This window comes from Streptomyces sp. RLB3-17 (genome assembly GCF_007113425.2).
GTDB lineage: Bacteria > Actinomycetota > Actinomycetes > Streptomycetales > Streptomycetaceae > Streptomyces > Streptomyces mirabilis_D.
The window spans coordinates 9,305,409-9,321,552 of record NZ_CP041610.2 but is presented as its reverse complement, the minus strand read 5'-3'; the positions used below and the strand labels follow the sequence as shown (position 1 = coordinate 9,321,552).

15 protein-coding genes are annotated in these 16,144 nt (G+C 70.2%); 6 read left to right on the top strand and 9 right to left on the bottom strand.

The window, feature by feature from the left end; genetic code table 11:
• Positions 1-113: 113 nt before the first annotated feature.
• From FNV62_RS41820 to FNV62_RS41795, 6 genes are all read right to left on the bottom strand, one after another.
• Positions 114-938 carry an SDR family oxidoreductase gene (locus tag FNV62_RS41820; RefSeq protein ID WP_143603529.1) on the bottom strand — a complete coding sequence of 275 codons (825 nt, stop codon included), beginning with the start codon at positions 936-938 and terminating at the stop codon, positions 114-116.
• A gap of 3 nt (positions 939-941) precedes the next feature.
• Complete coding sequence (locus FNV62_RS41815; RefSeq protein WP_225900568.1) at positions 942-1,433, bottom strand: VOC family protein; 492 nt, start codon at positions 1,431-1,433, stop codon at positions 942-944.
• Between the two features lie 152 nt (positions 1,434-1,585).
• The gene (locus FNV62_RS41810; protein WP_143629027.1) at positions 1,586-2,293 is read right to left on the bottom strand and encodes a response regulator transcription factor; all 708 of its coding nucleotides are present in this window, start codon (positions 2,291-2,293) and stop codon (positions 1,586-1,588) included.
• Between the two features lie 69 nt (positions 2,294-2,362).
• Positions 2,363-3,328 (bottom strand): SDR family NAD(P)-dependent oxidoreductase, encoded by a 966-nt coding sequence (locus FNV62_RS41805; protein WP_143629025.1) that lies wholly within the window; start codon positions 3,326-3,328, stop codon positions 2,363-2,365.
• A 115-nt stretch (positions 3,329-3,443) separates the two neighbouring features.
• Entirely contained in the window at positions 3,444-4,238 is a 795-nt protein-coding gene (locus FNV62_RS41800; protein ID WP_143629023.1) for an SDR family NAD(P)-dependent oxidoreductase, read from the bottom strand.
• Entirely contained in the window at positions 4,235-5,863 is a 1,629-nt protein-coding gene (locus FNV62_RS41795) for an acyl-CoA synthetase (RefSeq protein WP_225900567.1), read from the bottom strand. Before FNV62_RS41795 ends, FNV62_RS41800 begins: the two co-directional genes overlap by 4 nt.
• Before the next feature lie 283 nt (positions 5,864-6,146).
• On the opposite strand from FNV62_RS41795, the gene FNV62_RS41790 reads away from it, so the two are divergent.
• The 3 genes from FNV62_RS41790 (at position 6,147) to FNV62_RS41780 (ending at position 9,256) form a co-directional block, all read left to right on the top strand.
• The gene (locus FNV62_RS41790; RefSeq protein ID WP_097287133.1) at positions 6,147-6,926 is read left to right on the top strand and encodes an enoyl-CoA hydratase/isomerase family protein; all 780 of its coding nucleotides are present in this window, start codon (positions 6,147-6,149) and stop codon (positions 6,924-6,926) included.
• 115 nt (positions 6,927-7,041) lie between these two features.
• Positions 7,042-8,100: an alcohol dehydrogenase catalytic domain-containing protein gene (locus FNV62_RS41785; protein ID WP_143652333.1), complete on the top strand. Its 1,059-nt coding sequence runs from the start codon at positions 7,042-7,044 to the stop codon at positions 8,098-8,100.
• 1 nt (position 8,101) lies between these two features.
• Positions 8,102-9,256, top strand: a complete 1,155-nt coding sequence (locus FNV62_RS41780; protein WP_097287132.1) for an acyl-CoA dehydrogenase family protein — start codon at positions 8,102-8,104, stop codon at positions 9,254-9,256.
• A gap of 58 nt (positions 9,257-9,314) precedes the next feature.
• On the opposite strand, the gene FNV62_RS41775 is transcribed toward FNV62_RS41780, so the two are convergent.
• Positions 9,315-10,022: a TetR/AcrR family transcriptional regulator gene (locus tag FNV62_RS41775; RefSeq protein WP_143629021.1), complete on the bottom strand. Its 708-nt coding sequence runs from the start codon at positions 10,020-10,022 to the stop codon at positions 9,315-9,317.
• Between the two features lie 198 nt (positions 10,023-10,220).
• Between FNV62_RS41775 and FNV62_RS41770 the strand changes: the two genes are divergently transcribed.
• Positions 10,221-12,230: a pyruvate dehydrogenase complex E1 component subunit beta gene (locus FNV62_RS41770; protein ID WP_097287131.1), complete on the top strand. Its 2,010-nt coding sequence runs from the start codon at positions 10,221-10,223 to the stop codon at positions 12,228-12,230.
• A 61-nt stretch (positions 12,231-12,291) separates the two neighbouring features.
• Here FNV62_RS41770 and FNV62_RS41765 read toward each other — a convergent pair whose 3' ends face one another.
• The gene (locus FNV62_RS41765; RefSeq protein ID WP_097289342.1) at positions 12,292-13,338 is read right to left on the bottom strand and encodes a cyclase family protein; all 1,047 of its coding nucleotides are present in this window, start codon (positions 13,336-13,338) and stop codon (positions 12,292-12,294) included.
• A 154-nt stretch (positions 13,339-13,492) separates the two neighbouring features.
• On the opposite strand from FNV62_RS41765, the gene FNV62_RS41760 reads away from it, so the two are divergent.
• Both FNV62_RS41760 and FNV62_RS41755 read left to right on the top strand, forming a co-directional pair.
• Positions 13,493-13,888: a YybH family protein gene (locus FNV62_RS41760; protein WP_143629019.1), complete on the top strand. Its 396-nt coding sequence runs from the start codon at positions 13,493-13,495 to the stop codon at positions 13,886-13,888.
• Positions 13,889-13,933: 45 nt separating this feature from the next.
• Positions 13,934-14,332, top strand: coding sequence for a nuclear transport factor 2 family protein (locus FNV62_RS41755; RefSeq protein WP_097287130.1), 399 nt, complete (start codon positions 13,934-13,936; stop codon positions 14,330-14,332).
• A gap of 137 nt (positions 14,333-14,469) precedes the next feature.
• On the opposite strand, the gene FNV62_RS41750 is transcribed toward FNV62_RS41755, so the two are convergent.
• On the bottom strand, positions 14,470-16,107 hold the full coding sequence (locus FNV62_RS41750) for a flavin-containing monooxygenase (RefSeq protein ID WP_143629016.1): 1,638 nt from the start codon (positions 16,105-16,107) through the stop codon (positions 14,470-14,472).
• Positions 16,108-16,144 lie beyond the last annotated feature (37 nt).

The following is a 16,144-nucleotide window of genomic DNA, read 5'->3' as shown; positions in this document are numbered from 1 at the left end:
ATCGCGCGCCTCCGCCCGTCGGCCCGTCCGCCCGTATCCCGACGAGCACCAGCATGCCCGCCTCCCGGGGAACCGTGCGGCGTAAGCGCCGAACGGACGTGCTCGTGTCCGCGTCAGTCGCCGCGCACGGCGGCGAACACACCGCCGTCCACGAGGATGTCGATGCCGTTCAGGAAGCCGGCCTCGTCCGACAGCATGAAGGCGACGACGCTGGCGACATCCTCGGAGCTGCCCGTCCGGCCCAGCGGGGTCGCGTCGATGAGCCGCTGCATGGAGGCGTGGGTCGACGCCTCCTGCCGGCCCTGCGGGGTGTCGATGATGCCCGGCGAGAGGGAGCACGCCCGGGCTCCCACCGGTCCGAGGCGTACGGCCTCCTTCCGCGCGAAGCGGTGCACGCCGTGCTTGGCCCACGGGTACGCCATGGCGGTGTTCTCGATGGTCGGCCCGAGGGCGTCGTGGATCTTGTCGAGGAAGTCCGGGTCGAGCGGGTCGTCCAGGATCGCGGCGACGGCCGGATCGGGGTCGATGCGCGCGAGGAGCGGGGACATCGAGGCGAAGTAGACCATCGCCGTGCCGGCGGTGGCGAGCGGGCGGAGCGTCTCGGCGAGCAGCGCGGTCCCGACGAGGTCGACCTCGAAGATGCGCCGCCAGTCCGCCATGGTGGGCGAGATGCCGGCAGCGTGCGCGACGGCCCGGAGCGTGCCCAGCTCCGCGACCCGCTCGGCGAGGCGGGCCATGCCCTCGCGGTCGGTGACGTCGAGGGCGAACGGTTCGGCGAAGGCCCTGAGGCCCGAGTCGGAGAAGTCCTTCGCGACCGCGGTCACCGCCGCTTCGTCGCGGTCGACGAGCAGCAGCACGTCCACCATGTCGGCGAGCCGTCGGGCGCACGCCTCCCCCATCCCGCGTCCGGCGCCGGTCGCGATACCTACGGTGGTCATGGGTCACTCCTCACTGGAAACTGGCATGTGTCCCGTGGCGGGCTCGGCCTGGTGGGCCCAGCTCCGCTCCAGGGACGGCTGGGCGCTCCTGGTGACCAGCTCGACCCGGAACCCCGTCGTACTGCGCAGGAACGAGAAGAACGGCGTGCCGTCGGGACCCTTGCGGATCGCCTCGATCACGTAGCCGTGGCTCTCGAGCTCCGCGGTGTCGGCCGCGACGTCGTCGGACCAGTAGCCGAAGTGATGGATGCCGGAGCCGGGCGTCGGTTCCCAGAAGGTCCCGGGGACCCGCCGGACGATCTCCAGCCGGGGCGACGACTTCGAGTACACACAGCTGAAGTCGATGACCGTGGCACCGGTCGGCAGCTCGACCTCCACCGAGCCGCCCATCGCCTCGCTCCACTCGAATCCGAACAGGGACGACACCTGCCGCAGGGTCGCCTCGAAGTCCTCGGCGACGATCCCCACATGGAACTGGTCTTCGGGCCTCAACATGCGATGGTCACTCCCGTGTCTCCTCAGAGGTGCGTTCCCTCGGTCGTGAAGGCCGGGAAACCAGCTGGTCAGAGGTGCTACGACAGTCATGGAAGCGGACCGGTCCGACGTCTTTCGGACAGTTCCCTGACGGAATCCGGACGTGACTCACGTCACGCGGCGCCGAGCCGATAGCCGAAGCCCCGGTGGGTGTGGATGAGTGCGGGATCCTCCTGGTCCACCTTGTGGCGGAGCCGCGAGACGAGCTTCTCGATCGCGGGGTTGGCCCGGTACTCCCCCCAGACGTACCGGCTGATCTGCTCCTTCGACAGGACGTGTTCCGCGTTGGCCATCAGATGACTCAGGAGCCGGTACTCGGCGGGCGTGAGGCCGAGCGGCCTGGTCCCGCGCCGCGCCTGGCAGGTGGCGTCGTCGAGGACCAGGTCGCCGTAACGCGGCACCCCCTCCTGCCGCTCGGGGTTCCGGGCACGCAGCAGGGCCTGGGCCCTGGCCAGGACCTCGGTGATCCGTACCGGCTTGGTGACGTAGTCCTCGGCCCCGACGCCGAGTTCGGGGGCGAGCGTGGGGAGCCAGTCGCACGTCGTCAGGAAGAGCAGCGGGGGGCGGTCCGCCGGAGCCCTGCGGCGCCCCCGGGCGTGGCGGGCCATGTCGGGCAGGGTCGCGTCCCAGACCACCAGGTCGTAACGGTGTTCCGAGATGCGCACCAAGCCCTCGGCGCCGGTGCCCGCCGTCTCCACCCGGTAGCTCGCCAGCTTCAGCGCGGTGGCGAGGTTCTCGGTGTCGTCGGGATCGCCTGCGACGACAAGGACGTGCCGCCCGTCACGCTGCGACGACGGTGTCTCGCTGAGAGTTCCATACATGACAAGACCATTCGTATAGGGCTCGCGCTCACGATCACCCTAACAGAATGTTTGCCTAACTCAAGCAATCTATGCACGGAACTGGTGCTTGAGGAACGAGCCGGACCACGACATCAGGTCGGACGGCACGTAGTAACCGGCCTCGTCGTTGATGGCGTCCCAGTTCTTGGCGATGTCCTCGATGGTGGCCGGACCGCCCAGCCCACCGTCCCGACCGTCCCCCTGACCACCCTGGTGCAGATAGCCCTCGGTCGAGGCGATGAAGAGCCGTGCGAAACGGTCGGCACCGGCCGTGTAGATCTCCCCGCTCACCGGGCAGCTCTCATGGGCGAGGAACGCCACGATGGGCGACACGGCCTCCGACGGCATGGACGGCATGGACGGCCCGTCGGCGGCGACCCGGCCCTCGGCGACCGGCGCGTCACCCCCGGCCATCCGGGTCTGCGCCGCCGGCGCGATCAGGTTGACCTTGATCCCGTGCGGCTCGCCGGCCAGCTTCGCGCTGCGGGCCAGCCCGACCACCCCGGCCTTCGCCGCCGCGTACGACAGGTTGTTGTCGAGGCCGAACAGTCCGCTCGAGGTCGTCAGTACGACTCGGCCGTAGCGCTGCTCGACGAAGTGCGGCCAGGCGGCCCGCATGGTGTTGAACGAGCCGATGAGGTGAACGGCGAGATGGCGCTCGAGGTTCTCCAGGTCGACCTCCGGCAGGCCGCCCCACCTGATGATCCCGGCGTTGTTGACCAGGATGTCGATGCGACCGTAGCGGTCGACGGCGGCGTCGACGATCGCCTGGCCGCCCGCCTGCGTGGACACGTCGCTGATGTCGGCCACCGCGTCGCCGCCGGCCGCGACGATCTCCTCGACGACCGACTGCGCGGGCCCCTTGTCGACACCCTCCCCCTCCATCGACCCCCCGAGGTCGTTGACGACGACTTTCGCGCCCCGCTCCGCCAGCAGGCGGGCATGGGCCCGGCCGATGCCGCGCCCCGCGCCGGTGACGACCGCGACGCGTCCTTCGAAGCTGAACTCGCTCATGGGTGACTCCTGTCGTACTGCGTTGTCGCTGCGGGTCTCGACTGCCCGCATACTTTAGATCGACCGGTCGTTACACACAATGATCCGTCGGGACCGCTCCCGCCCCCGAAGCCGCTCACCAGGCGGTCCAGCCGCCGTCCACCGTGAGCGTGGTCCCCGTGACGAAACGGGAGGCGTCCGAGGCGAGGAACACCGCCGCGCCGCCGAGCTCCTCGGCGCTGCCCACCCGGCCCATGGGAGTGCCGCGCACGATCCGTTCACCCCAGCGGCTGTCCAGGAGCCCGGAGCTGAGGTCGGTGTGGAAGTAGCCCGGCGCGAGGGCGTTGACGCGCACCCCGCGGTCGGCCCATTCGACGGCCAGCGCCTTGGTGAGCGCCTCGACCCCGCCCTTGCTCGCGGCGTAGGCGGCGATCCGCTCGAAGCCGGTACTCGCGTGCACCGAGGAGACGTTGACGATCGAGCCGGAGCGCTGCTCCAGCATCACCTTGCCCGCCTCGCGGCAGCAGTAGAAGGTGCCCTGGAGGTTGACGTCCAGCACCTGGCGCCAGTCCTCGTCGGTGGTCCGCTCGCTGCGGGTGAAGTGGGGGCTGATTCCGGCGCAGTTGATCACCGCGTCCAGCCGGCCCGACCAGGCGTGGATCCGTTCCACCATGGTGCGGACGGCGGCGGAGTCGTCGACGGATCCGGGCAGCACCAGCACCTTGCCGCCGTGCTCGGCCCGTTCGGCCTCCAGCCGCTCCAGGTCGGACGCCGTCCGTGCCGTCACGGCCACGCTCGCACCGGCCTGGGACAGGGCGACGGCGATCGCGCGGCCGAGCCCCTTTCCGGCCCCCGTCACCCACGCGGTCCGCCCGTCCAGACGCAGCTCGCCGTTCACGTCGGTGTGCACGTCGGTGTGTGCCTCGGTCATCGCTCGCCTCCCGCCGCGAGGTCGCGCAGGGTCCGCTTGAGGACCTTGCCCGAGGGCGTACGGGGCAGCTCGTCGACGATGTCGAAACGGGCCGGCACCTTGAACTTGGCCAGGCGCGCCCGGCAGAACTCCCGCAGTTCCTCGGTCCCGGCGCTCGCTCCCGGCCGGAACACCACGAACGCCCTCGGGACCTCGCCCCAGCGGGGGTGCGACAGACCGACGACGGCGGCCTCCAGCACGGCGGGGTGCTCGTACAGGACCCGTTCGACCTCGGGGGTGGCGATGTTCTCGCCACCGGAGACGATCATGTCCTTCTTCCGGTCGTCGATGAACAGGAAGCCGTCCTCGTCGACGTGCCCGATGTCGCCCGTGTGGAACCAGCCGTCGCGCAGGGCCGCGGCCGTGGCCTTCTCGTCGCGCCAGTACCCCGCGAAGACCTTCGGGCCGCGCAGCGTGATCTCGCCGAGTTCGCCCGCCGGAACCTCCTTGCCGGTGTCGTCGACGATCCTGACGCGGGTGTGCGGCACGGGCCGCCCGACCGAGCCCAGTTTGGCCAGCGCGTGCTCGCGGTCGAGGAACGTGTCGCCCGAGACCGTCTCGGTCAGACCGTAGGCATCGGCGAACCAGGCGTTCGGGAACGCGGTCATGATCCGTCGCAGCACGGGCTCCGGGGTCTTCTCCCCGCCGCCCAGGACGAAGCGGACCGAGGTCGTGTCGTACGACTCGCGGTCCGGGACCTCCAGGACCGCGTTGACCATGGCGGGCGCCAGCCACACGTTGGTGACACGGTGCTCCTGGATCGCACGGAGCACGCCGGGCGCGTCGAACCTGCGCTGGAGGACGACGCCGCCGCCCGCGTACAGGGTCGCGAGGGCGGGCATGTCCAGGCCGCCGACGTGGTAGAGCGGGCCGCAGACCAGCGTGGTGTCCGCCGCGGTCAGACCGAAGTGGACGATGTGGGCCAGGTTCTTGGCCTGCAGGTTTCCGTACGTGACGCACACACCCTTGGGGCGCGACGTGGTGCCGGAGGTGTACATCAGCCGCTGGAGGTCGTCGAGCCCGACGTCCACGGGCTCCACGCGGGCACCCGGGTGCCGGGCGAGCAGGTCCTCGTAGCCGGTCCACGCATCCGTGGCGGTACGTCCATCCGCACTGGTCCACGGCGCCGTGGAGCTGTCGTCCTCGACCAGGATCCGGTGTTCCAGGTCCGTCAGACAGCCGGCGCTCCGCTCCACCGCGGGGGCGAACTCCGGCTCGGTGACGATCGCCTTGGCCTGGGCATGGCCCAGGATGTACTGCCACTCCTCCTCCGACAGTCGGTAGTTCAAGGGGAGGAAGACCGCGCCCAGGCGGTTGGCCGCGTAGACCAGTTCCAGGAACTCCGGCCGGTTGTAGAGCAGCAGGCCGACGACGTCGCCGCGCCCGATGCCCAGTTCGGCCAGCCCGGCGGCCAGCCGATTGACCCGCTCATGGAATTGACGCACCGTCAGACGCCGTTCGTCCTGCGCGACGACAACGGCGTCGGGCCGCTGGGCCAGGTGGTAATCGAGGATGCTCGCGAAATTGTGCACGGGACTCTCTCGCTGGGTCGTGTTCGACGTCGAACGCTGCCTGCCGCGGCTCACGCGGTCACTGTGCGGTGTGCGATATGCGATGTGGGTTGTGCGATCCGGTTGCGGGATGCGGACTGTGCGATGCGGGGTGCGCGATCCGGGGTGCGCGGAATTCTCGTTCCACCCGGAGGGAAAGCGGGCGCAGCCGGAATCCGACCGGTCGGTTGCCCACCCTCAAGATTTAGTGTACCCATTGGTCTATAAAACTTGTGTGCCGCACTTTACGACGGCGCGTGCGCCTCGACAACCACCCGCGCGCTCGCGATGTCGCTTCCGCCAGACGAGGAGTGCCTCTGTGCCACGCATCCGAATCGACGTCGAGGGCCCCGTCGTCACGGTCCGCCTCGACAACCCGCCGCTGAACGCCTTCGACTCGGCCCTGCGGGCGGAGCTCTCCGCCTGTGCGCGCGAGCTGGCCGACGCCCGGGACGTACGGGCCGTGGTGCTCCACGGGGGCGAGCGGCTCTTCGCCGCCGGGGCGGACATCAAGGCCTTGGCCGCGATGGGGCCCGAGGAGGTGCGGGGCTGGAACCGCGCGTTGCAGCGGACCTTCGACGAGGTGGCCCGGCTGCCGATGCCGGTCGTCGCGGCGCTCACCGGGTACGCGCTCGGCGGCGGTATGGAACTGGCCCTCGCGGCCGACTACCGGGTGGCCGCCGACAACGCCGTCCTCGGCCAGCCGGAGGTGCAGCTCGGCATCATGCCGGGGTCGGGCGGCACCCAGCGGCTGACCCGGCTGATCGGGCCGTCGCGGGCGAAGAACCTGCTGATGACCGGCCGCCGGGTGGCCGCCGACGAGGCGCTGCGCCTGGGGCTCGTGGACGAGGTCGTCCCCGCCGGGTCGGCGCTCGACGCCGCCCTGAGCTACGCCCGTCGGCTCGCCGAGGGACCGGCCGCGGCCCTGGAGGCGATCAAGGAGTCGGTGGACCACGGCGCCGACATCGGCCTCTCCGCCGGACTCGCCCTGGAGCGGTCCCTGTTCACGGGCGTTTTCGGCACGACGGACGCCACGACCGGCATCCGCTCCTTCCTCGAACACGGCCCCGGACAAGCACGGTTCGGGAGCGCCCCGTAGGGGTGCGGGGCTGTGACATATGCGGCTCCGCCGCGTGGGCGCGACCAGCCACAACGGCGCAGCAGCCAAGTACGACGAACACGGCGCACGGCGAACAAGGAGAGGGGTGGAGGACATGCAGGCACTGCGCTGGCACGGCGCACGGGACCTACGCCTGGAGGAGGTCCCCGAGCCACCCGAGCCAGGTCCCCACGAGGCAGTCGTGGACGTGGCCTGGTGCGGAGTCTGCGGGACCGACCTGCACGAGTTCCTGGAAGGCCCGCACATGATCCGCGAGAGCCCGCATCCCCTCACCGGCGCCCGGCCACCCCTCGCCCTGGGCCATGAACTGAGCGGCACGGTGGTCGCGTTGGGCGCGGAGGTGCCCGGCATCGGGATCGGCGACCGGGTGACCGCCGACCCCTGCTGGCGCTGCGGCGTCTGCTACTGGTGCACGCGCGGCGAGTACCACCTGTGCCCGAAGGGCGGCTCGGTGGGCCTCGCCTCGCCGGGCGCCTTCGCCGAGCGCGTCACCGTCCCGCTCGCCGGGCTGACGCGTCTACCGGACAACGTGAGCGACGAGATGGCGGCGGTGGCCGAGCCCCTGGCGGTCGGTCTGCACGCGGTCACCCGGGCCGGGGTGCGGCCGGGCGACAACGTCCTGGTCGTGGGCGGCGGCCCCATCGGCTTCGCCGTGGTCCTCGCCGCGCGTCTGGCGGGGGCGGCCGGGCTCTACGTCAGCGAGCCGCTCCAGGAACGCCGGGAGAGGCTCCTCGAACTCGGCGTCACCGAGGCCTTCGACCCGAGCGCGAGCGACGTACGCCGCGAGGTGTTCCTGCGGACCGGACGCATCGGACCGGACGCCGTCATCGACGCGACCGGGGTGGCGCGGCTCGCGGCGCAGGCCGTCGCGAGCGTGCGGCGCGGCGGCCGGGTGGTGCTCGCGGGTGTCGGCCACGGCAACGTCGAGTTCGACATGGGACAGCTCGTCTTCTACGAGCGTGCCGTGCTCGGCACGCTCGGCTACACCTTCGACATCCCCCGCGTGATCGATCTGATGAGTACCGGGCGTCTGGACGCCTCGGCCCTGATCACCGGGCGTTTTCCGCTGTCGGGAGGAGCCGGGGTCTTCGAGGACCTGGCCGCCGACCGCGCCCGGCACCTCAAGGTGCTGCTGACCCCGAAGGGACTGTGAGATGGATTTCGACCTGCCTGAGGAGACTCGGGCCCTGCAGGACATGGTCCGCGAGTTCGCAGCCAAGGAGATCACCCCGCACGCGGCCGAGTGGTCGGAGAACGAGCACTTCCCGACCCAGGTCTTCACCAAGCTGGGCGAACTCGGCCTGATGGGCATGCTCGTGCCCGAGGAGTACGACGGAGCCGGCTCCGACACGGTCTCCTACGTGGCGGTGATGGAGGAACTCGGCGCCGCCGACCAGTCGGTCGCCTCCTCCTGGAACGCGCACTCCACCATCGCCTCGCTGCCGCTCCTGGCCTACGGCACCGAGGAGCAGAAGCGGCGCTGGCTGGCGCCGCTGGCCAGGGGCGAGGCGATAGGGGCCTTCGGACTGACCGAGCCGGACGCCGGTTCCGACGCGGCCGGTATCGCCACCACCGCGCGGCGGGCGGACGGCGGCTGGGTGATCAACGGCACCAAGATGTTCATCACCAACGCGGGCACCGACATCAGCCAGGGCGTCACGCTGCTGGCCGTGACGGGCCGGGACGACGACGGGCGCAAGCGGTACGCGACCTTCTACGTCCCCACCGGCACGCCCGGCTACGCCTGCGGCCACAAGCTGAAGAAGCTCGGCTGGCACGCCATGGACACCCGGGAGCTGGTCTTCACCGACTGCTGGATCCCGGACGACCATCTGATCGGCGAGGAGGGCGGCGGGCTGCGCCAGTTCCTGTCCGTGCTGGACAAGGGCCGGATCAGCGTCGCCGCGCTCGGTCTCTCCCTCACCAAGGCGGCGCTGGCGCTGGCCGTCAAACACGCCACGGAGCGCCACCAGTTCGGCCGCCCGCTCTCGGACTTCCAGGCCATCGCGCACAAGATCGCCGACATCGGCACCGAGTTCGAGGCCGCCCGTTGGATGGTCTACCGCGCCGCCTGGCTCGCCGACCAGGGCCGCCCGCACAGCACGGAAGCCGCCATGGCGAAGCTGTACGCCTCCGAGGTCGCCAACCGCGCGGCCTCCGCGTCGGTGCAGATCCACGGCGGCTACGGCTACGTACGGGAGTCGGAGATCTCCCGGTTCTACGCCGACGCGAAGATCCTGGAGATCGGCGAGGGCACGAACGAGATCCAGCGCAACGTCATCGCCAGAGCGCTGGTGAAGCAGGCGTGAGCCGGCCATGAGGAACGGTCGGGTCCCGCGGTGTGCCGGAGCGCACCGCGGGTCCGGGTCAGCCGCCGACGGCGGCCGGCGTCCACTCCGCCTCGGGGTCGAGCGGCAGGTCGGGACGGTCGCGCTTGAACGCGGCGGCCCGCTCCTCCACATCCGGCAGCGCGTTGTCGGACGCGCCGAAGCCGCGGAACAGGGTCGCGCAGTACTCGCGCGACAGGAACGCGGCGTCCCACTGCCCCTCGGGGCGCACCCATTGGTAGGTGTGGTTGTGCAGGTTGAGGAACTGCAGGGTCGCCAGGCGCGGTTGGAGCGCACGGAAGATGCCCTGATCGACAGCTTCCGCGAGCAGGCCGGAGACCAGGTACTCGAAGTCGGAGCGCTGGCCCAGCAGAGTCTCCAGCTCGTCGCCGCTGAGACTGCGGTAGTCGTGTTCGTAGACCCAGATGTGGTCGAGCCTGCGGAAGATGATCGTCAGCAGCGACTCGGACAGCAGCCGCAGTCGCAGCAGGGGATCCTCGTCGAGTTCCGCGATCTGCCGCGCACGCGACAGCAGCGGCCGCATCACCCGCGACTGGATCTCGATGAGCAGGTTCTCCTTGGAGACGATGTAGTAGTACAGCGCCCCCTTGGCGAGCCCGACCGCGCGGCCCAGGTCGTTGATGGAGGTCGCCGCGTATCCCTGTTCGGCGAACAGGGAGGCCGCGACGTCGATGATCTTCTGGCGTCTGACTTCGAAGCCCGGCCCATGACCCGGTGGTCGTGGCATTGATTCACTCCCCGCCTGATGTGACGGCGTGTCTCGACCGAGACCGACCCGGCGTCCGCTCCAGACGGCCGTCGGCGCACCTGGGGGGAAGCGGACTCCGGGGACGCCGCTCCAGTTTGCTAGACCAAACGGTACATTAAAAGACGGCCCCGGGCGGCGCGCAAGCGCGCCGTCTGCGCGAGCATTGCGAGGACGCGCATGACTGAGGCACCGCAGTTCACCGACGCAGGCGTCGGCACCGGTTCCGCGACCGCGGAGCAGCTCCTGGAAATGTACCGTCGGATGCGCCGGATCCGACGGTTCGAGGAGCGGGCCTCCGACCTGTACAAGGCGACGGAGATCCCCGGCTTCCTGCATCTGTCGATCGGGCAGGAGGCCAGTGCGGTCGGCGCCTGCTGGCCGCTCGGCGCACGCGACGGCATCACCTCCACCCACCGTGGCCACGGCCACGTCCTGGCCAAGGGGCTGGACTCCGCGTCGATGATGGCCGAGCTGATGGGCAAGGACGCCGGGACCTGCCGCGGCCGGGGCGGTTCGATGCACATCGCGGACCCGGGCCTCGGCATCTACGGCGCCAACGGCATCGTCGGCGCCGGACTGCCGATCGCCACCGGGGTGGCGACCGCGGCCAAGCTGCGCGCCGCCGGTGACGTGGTGGTGGCGTTCTTCGGCGACGGGGCGGTGGCCCAGGGCATGTTCCACGAGGCCGTCAACCTGGCCGCCGTATGGGACCTGCCGGTCGTCTTCCTCTGCGAGAACAACCACTACTCCGAGTTCTCGCCCGCCGCCGACCAGCACCGCGCCCCGCTCTCCGCCCGCGCCGCCGGGTACGGCATCGCGTACGAGCACGTGGACGGCAACGACGTCGTCGCGGTGGCGCACACCATGACCGAGGTCGTACGGCGGCTGCGCGAGGGCGGCGGTCCGGTCCTGGTGGAGGCGGAGACGTACCGCTGGCACGGCCACTACGAGGGCGACCCCGAGCGCTACCGCTCCCCCGAGGAGGTAGCCGCCGCCAAGGAACGCGACCCGCTGCTGGTGGCCCGCAAGCGCCTGGAGACGGCCGGCGTGGCGACCGCGCTGGCCGACGCCGTCGACGAGGAGATCGACAAGGAGATCGAGGCGGCCGTGGAGTGGGCACGCGGTCTGCCGGAGCCCGCCCCGGAGACCCTGTACGACTTCGTGTCGGCCCCGCGCCCTGCCCTGCCCGAGCCTGCCCCGCTCCCGGCCGAGGCCGAGATCTTCCGCTCCATGGACGCCGTACGCCTCGCCCTGGAACACGAACTCGCCGCGGATCCAACGGTGTTCGTCGCCGGGATCGACGTCGGCGCGGGCGGCAACGTCTTCGGCCTCACCCGGGGCCTGGCCGGGGCCTTCCCCGGGCGGGTCCGCGACACCCCGATCAGCGAGAGCGCCATCCTGGGTACGGCGGTGGGTGCGGCCATGGCCGGCATGAAGCCGGTCGTGGAGATCATGTACATGGACTTCATCGGCGTGTGCCTGGACATGCTGCTCAACCAGGCCGCCAAGCTGCGCTTCATGACCGGCGGCCGGGCCTCCATGCCGCTCGTGGTGCGCACCCAGTTCGGTGCCGGACGCTCCTCCGGCAGCCAGCACTCGCAGAGCCTGGAGGCCATCCTCGCCCACATACCGGGGCTGACCGTGGTGATGCCCTCCAACCCGGCGGACACCTACGGCCTGCTGCGGGCCGCCATCCAGGACCCCAACCCGGTGGTCTTCGTCGAGAACCGCCTGCAGTACGGCCTCAAGGGCCCCCGGCCGCCGGCGGAGCACCTGATCCCCCTGGGCAGGGCCAAGGTGGTCCGGGAGGGCACCGACATCACCCTCGTCTCCTGGTCGCGGATGGTCCAGGACTGCCTGGCCGCCGCGGAGCTGCTCGCCGCCGAGGGCATCGGCGTCGAGGTCGTCGACCTGCGGACGATCGCCCCACTGGACCGGGAGACCGTCCTCGCCTCCCTCGCGAAGACCAACCGCCTGGTCATCGCGCACGAGGCGGTACGGGACTTCGGCGTCGGCGCCGAGCTGGCCGCCCTCGCCGTCGACGAGGGTTTCTGGCACCTGGACGCGCCGGTCACCCGGGTCGCGCCGCCCTCCGTACCGGCGCCGTACGCGCCCTCTCTGGAGCGGACCTGGCTTCCCTCACGGGACACGATCGCGGAGACGCTGCGCAGGATCGCCGCGGTCTGAAACACGGCTACGACGGGAAGGGCCCCCAGGATTCTGGGGGCCCTTCCCGTCGTAGCAGCCGTCAGACGGTCGCGACCGGTGTCAGCGGACTGCCCTGCGTCCCCGGCAGGTTCAGCGGGGGCGCCGTGAGCAGGAACCGGCTGCGGTCGTGCTCCCGCAGCCAGGCCGCCAGCTCGTGCAGGTACCACAGCTCACCGAGCGGGACACCGAGCTTGAAGAGGCAGAGGTGGTGGATCGGCAGGAGCGTGTGCGGGCCCTGGGCCTGTGTGACGCCCACGCCCTCGACCGCGTAGTTGTCGGAGATCAGCGCCGAGATCTGCGACTCGGCGATCCAGTCGAGCAGGTCCTGGTCGTCCGCGTCGAGGTAGGCGGCCGTCTGATGGATCGCCACCGGGTCCGGGTTCTTCTCCCAGGCGAGGATCTGGGTGGCGAAGCCGGTGTGGAGCAGGAGCATGTCACCGGGCTCCACCACCACGTTGTCCGCGGCCATGATGTCCTGGAGCTGCCTGAAGCCGACGGGCTGGTAGCCGGTGCCGAGGTGGTGGGCGATGTCGATGAGGACACCCCGCCCCTGGACCCCGTGCTCCGCCATCTTCTCCAGACCGAGGTGGCGGGCGAAGCTGAGGCTCCCGCTGCCGTCCCCCTTGGCGTCCTCCTGCGGTCCGACCAGGTGGTCGCCCGCCCGGTAGCCGTTGTAGTAGACCGGCTCGGCGACCCCGTCACCGTCCGCGTCGAACTCGGCGCCCTGGTGGGCGAGCGAGTCCCACTGGGTCGAGTACTGGAGCCACAGGGTCACCACGTCGTCGGACCACACATCGATCAGCGAAGGGTCGATCTGCTCACGCGCGACGACGTTGTAGAAGACGTCCTGCTTGTGCTCGAGGTCCTCGGTCGGCCGCAGGATCGGCGGGTACCGCCGCTGGTTCATCGCGGAACCGCCCGGATAGTCGAGAGGCAGACTCAGACTGAAGCTGATCCCGTGCTCGACCTCACGCACCCCTTCGAGGACCTTCTGCGGGGTGAGCAGGTTGATGCGACCCAGCTCGTCGTCCTCACCCCAGTCGCCCCACGTCGAACCCGGCGGACGCTGCTTCCAACGCTTCGTCATGATCACGCCTCCTTCGGCACAGTCCCCGTTGACAGCCGTCCGCATGCTATTTGTGATTGTACCGAGCGGTCAACAAATCTGACGCACTCCACTCCCATTCCCCGGGAATCGGCAATAGACTGTCTGGTCGAAACATCAAACCCTGGAGAGAAGAATGAGCGAATCCACAGAGGCGTGGGTCGTGGCGGGTGTGCGTGCGGTGATCCGCACGCACACCCAGGCCCAGGACGCGGGCCGCACGGACGACGTCGTCGCGCTGTACACGCCCGACGCGGTGCTGGAGCTGCCGGGAATGGACCCCATCGAGGGGCACGACGCGCTCCGGGACGCCTTCAAGTCGTGGGCGCCGACGCAGCCGCAGCTGCATCTGGTGACCAACACCGTCGTCACCTCACGGACGGAGGACGAGGCGACCGCGGCGAGCGACGTGGCCTTCCTCCAGCGGGGTGAGTCCGGCTGGGCGGTGCAGCTGGTCGGGCACTACGAGGACACGCTGCACCGGCGCGACGGCGCATGGCGGTTGCACCGCAGGAGCACCACCTTCCAGTAGTTCTTTCAGCAGTCGACCCACTCACCTTTTGGAGCTTGGAGCGAGATGAGCGCATCGACCGGGGCTTCGGTGGCGGCGAACGTGCACGCCGCCATCGCCGCCTACGCACAGGCGCTGGACGCCGGACGCGTCGACGACCTGACCGACCTGTTCTGGCCCGACGGCGTCGCCGAGATCGCCGGCGTCGGCACCTACGAGGGACAGGAGGCCATACGCGAGGGGTACGCCGCCTTCGCGCCGACCCGGCCCCAACTCCACCTGACGGCCAACACGGTCGTCACTTCCTGGACCGAGGACGAGGCGACCGCGGTGAGCAACCTGGCGTTCTTCCAGCGCGGCGATGCGGGCTGGGCGGTTCAGCTCGTGGGGCGCTACGACGACACCCTGAGCCGGCGTGACGGCGCCTGGCGGTTCCAGCGGAGGGTGACGACGTTCGTGTCGTAGGCCGCAGGGGACAGAGGGCTGGCGGGGACGGTGGGCCGTGAGCCGTCGCAGGGCCCACCTCCTGCCTCAGGAACCCCGCTCGCCCGGGCCGTGTGGAGACGACCGATCGCCTCCACACGGCCCGGGCCTTCGTACGCCTACGCCTCTTTCGTGGCCTTGGAGAAGACGAACGTCGCGTACTCGTCCCGCTGGATGGCGGCGATCATCTCCTGGAGCGCCCACCGCCCCGTCGGGTTCAGCAGCTGCCGCACCGGCTTGCCGGGGATGTTGGCCCCGTAGAAGTAACTGCTCTTCAGGAACGAGGACAGGTCCCCGCTGCTGTTCATCTTGTCCGTCCACTCGTCCTCGGCGGCGGCGGTCACCTCGATCACGTCATGGCCGCGTTCCCGCGTGTGGACGAGCGCGTCGACGACGAAGTCCACCTGGTCGCCCGAGTAGCGCGGGTTGTTGCCGAGCGCGCCGTGCGGGCCGCCGGGGAAGAAGAAGTTCGGGAAGCCGGCGGCCGCGACCCCGAGGTAGGTGCGCGGGCCGTCCTCCCAGTACTCCTCCAGCGCGAGCCCCCCTCGGCCGCGCACCCCCAGCCGGTTGAGCGCGCCGGTCCCGAAGTCGTAACCGGTCGCCCAGATGATGATGTCGATCTCCTGCGCGCCTTCCGCCGTCTCGACGCCGGTCTCGGTGATGCGGGTGACGGGCGTCTCGTTGAGGTCGACGAGGAAGACGTTCGGCTTGTTGTACGTCTCGTAGTAGCCGGTCCCGAACGGGGGCCGCCGACCGCCGTAACCGTGCCCCTTGGGGATCAGCTTCTCCGCCGTCCCGGGATCCTTGACGATGCCGCGGATCTTCCCGGCGAGGAACTCGCACCACTCCGCGTTCACGGTGGGGTTGGTCGTCATGTCCATGTAGTGCTCGGACAGCTTGGTGAAGCCGGGGCCGCTCCACCGCTCCTCGTAGAACTCCTGCCGCTGCTCGGGGGAGTCGTCGAGGCCCGACCGCATGGTGATCTGATGGAGGAACCCGCTCGGCGAGGTGTTCAGCGTCTCGCGGATGGACTCGAAGTTCGCCTTCAGTTCCGCCTGTTCCTCGGGCGCGATCGGGGCGTTGTTGAGCGGGGTGAGCCAGTCGGCCACCTTCTGGTACACCGTCAGGGAGGCCACCTCGTCCGCGATCGCGGGGACGATCTGCACACCGCTGGACCCGGTGCCGATCAGGGCCACGCGCTTGCCGGAGAAGTCGACGGGCGTCTTCGGCCACAGACCGGTGTGGTGCTGCTCGCCCCGGAAGTCGCCGCGCCCCGGAATGTCCGGGATGAACGGCACGGAGAGGATGCCGGTCGCCGCGACGACGAAGCGCGCCCGGTGCTCGGCGCCGTCGGAGGTCCGCACGGTCCACGTCCCGGACGGCTCGTCGTAGACGGTCGCGGTCACCTTGGCGCCGAACACGATGTCGCGCCGCAGGTCGAAACGGTCGACCACGTAGTTGAAGTAGCGCTCGATCTCCGGCTGGCCGGCGAACCGCTCCGACCACTCCCACTCCTCCCACAGCTCCTTCGAGAACAGGTAGCCGTAGGTGTAGCTCTCGGAGTCGAAGCGGGCCTCGGGGTAGCGGTTCCAGTACCAGGTGCCGCCCACACCGGTGCCCGCCTCGACCAGCTTCGCCGAGAAACCGGCCTCGCGGGCCCGATACAGCTGGTAGATGCCCGTGACACCGGCTCCCACGACCAGCACGTCGACTCGGTCCTGGTCCACCGCACTCGACGCCTTCGTCGATTCGCTCATCTGCCCTCCAACGTGACAGGGGCCGCGACTCCCCACG

What these genes read in the sequence shown, in the direction of transcription:
- FNV62_RS41820 (WP_143603529.1), bottom strand. Translation starts at nt 938, where the DNA reads ATGACCACCGTAGGTATCGCGACCGGCGCCGGACGCGGGATGGGGGAG.
- FNV62_RS41815 (WP_225900568.1), bottom strand. Translation starts at nt 1,433, where the DNA reads ATGTTGAGGCCCGAAGACCAGTTCCATGTGGGGATCGTCGCCGAGGAC.
- FNV62_RS41810 (WP_143629027.1), bottom strand. Translation starts at nt 2,293, where the DNA reads ATGTATGGAACTCTCAGCGAGACACCGTCGTCGCAGCGTGACGGGCGG.
- FNV62_RS41805 (WP_143629025.1), bottom strand. Translation starts at nt 3,328, where the DNA reads ATGAGCGAGTTCAGCTTCGAAGGACGCGTCGCGGTCGTCACCGGCGCG.
- FNV62_RS41800 (WP_143629023.1), bottom strand. Translation starts at nt 4,238, where the DNA reads ATGACCGAGGCACACACCGACGTGCACACCGACGTGAACGGCGAGCTG.
- FNV62_RS41785 (WP_143652333.1), top strand. Translation starts at nt 7,042, where the DNA reads ATGCAGGCACTGCGCTGGCACGGCGCACGGGACCTACGCCTGGAGGAG.
- FNV62_RS41780 (WP_097287132.1), top strand. Translation starts at nt 8,102, where the DNA reads ATGGATTTCGACCTGCCTGAGGAGACTCGGGCCCTGCAGGACATGGTC.
- FNV62_RS41775 (WP_143629021.1), bottom strand. Translation starts at nt 10,022, where the DNA reads ATGCCACGACCACCGGGTCATGGGCCGGGCTTCGAAGTCAGACGCCAG.
- FNV62_RS41770 (WP_097287131.1), top strand. Translation starts at nt 10,221, where the DNA reads ATGACTGAGGCACCGCAGTTCACCGACGCAGGCGTCGGCACCGGTTCC.
- FNV62_RS41765 (WP_097289342.1), bottom strand. Translation starts at nt 13,338, where the DNA reads ATGACGAAGCGTTGGAAGCAGCGTCCGCCGGGTTCGACGTGGGGCGAC.
- FNV62_RS41760 (WP_143629019.1), top strand. Translation starts at nt 13,493, where the DNA reads ATGAGCGAATCCACAGAGGCGTGGGTCGTGGCGGGTGTGCGTGCGGTG.
- FNV62_RS41755 (WP_097287130.1), top strand. Translation starts at nt 13,934, where the DNA reads ATGAGCGCATCGACCGGGGCTTCGGTGGCGGCGAACGTGCACGCCGCC.
- FNV62_RS41750 (WP_143629016.1), bottom strand. Translation starts at nt 16,107, where the DNA reads ATGAGCGAATCGACGAAGGCGTCGAGTGCGGTGGACCAGGACCGAGTC.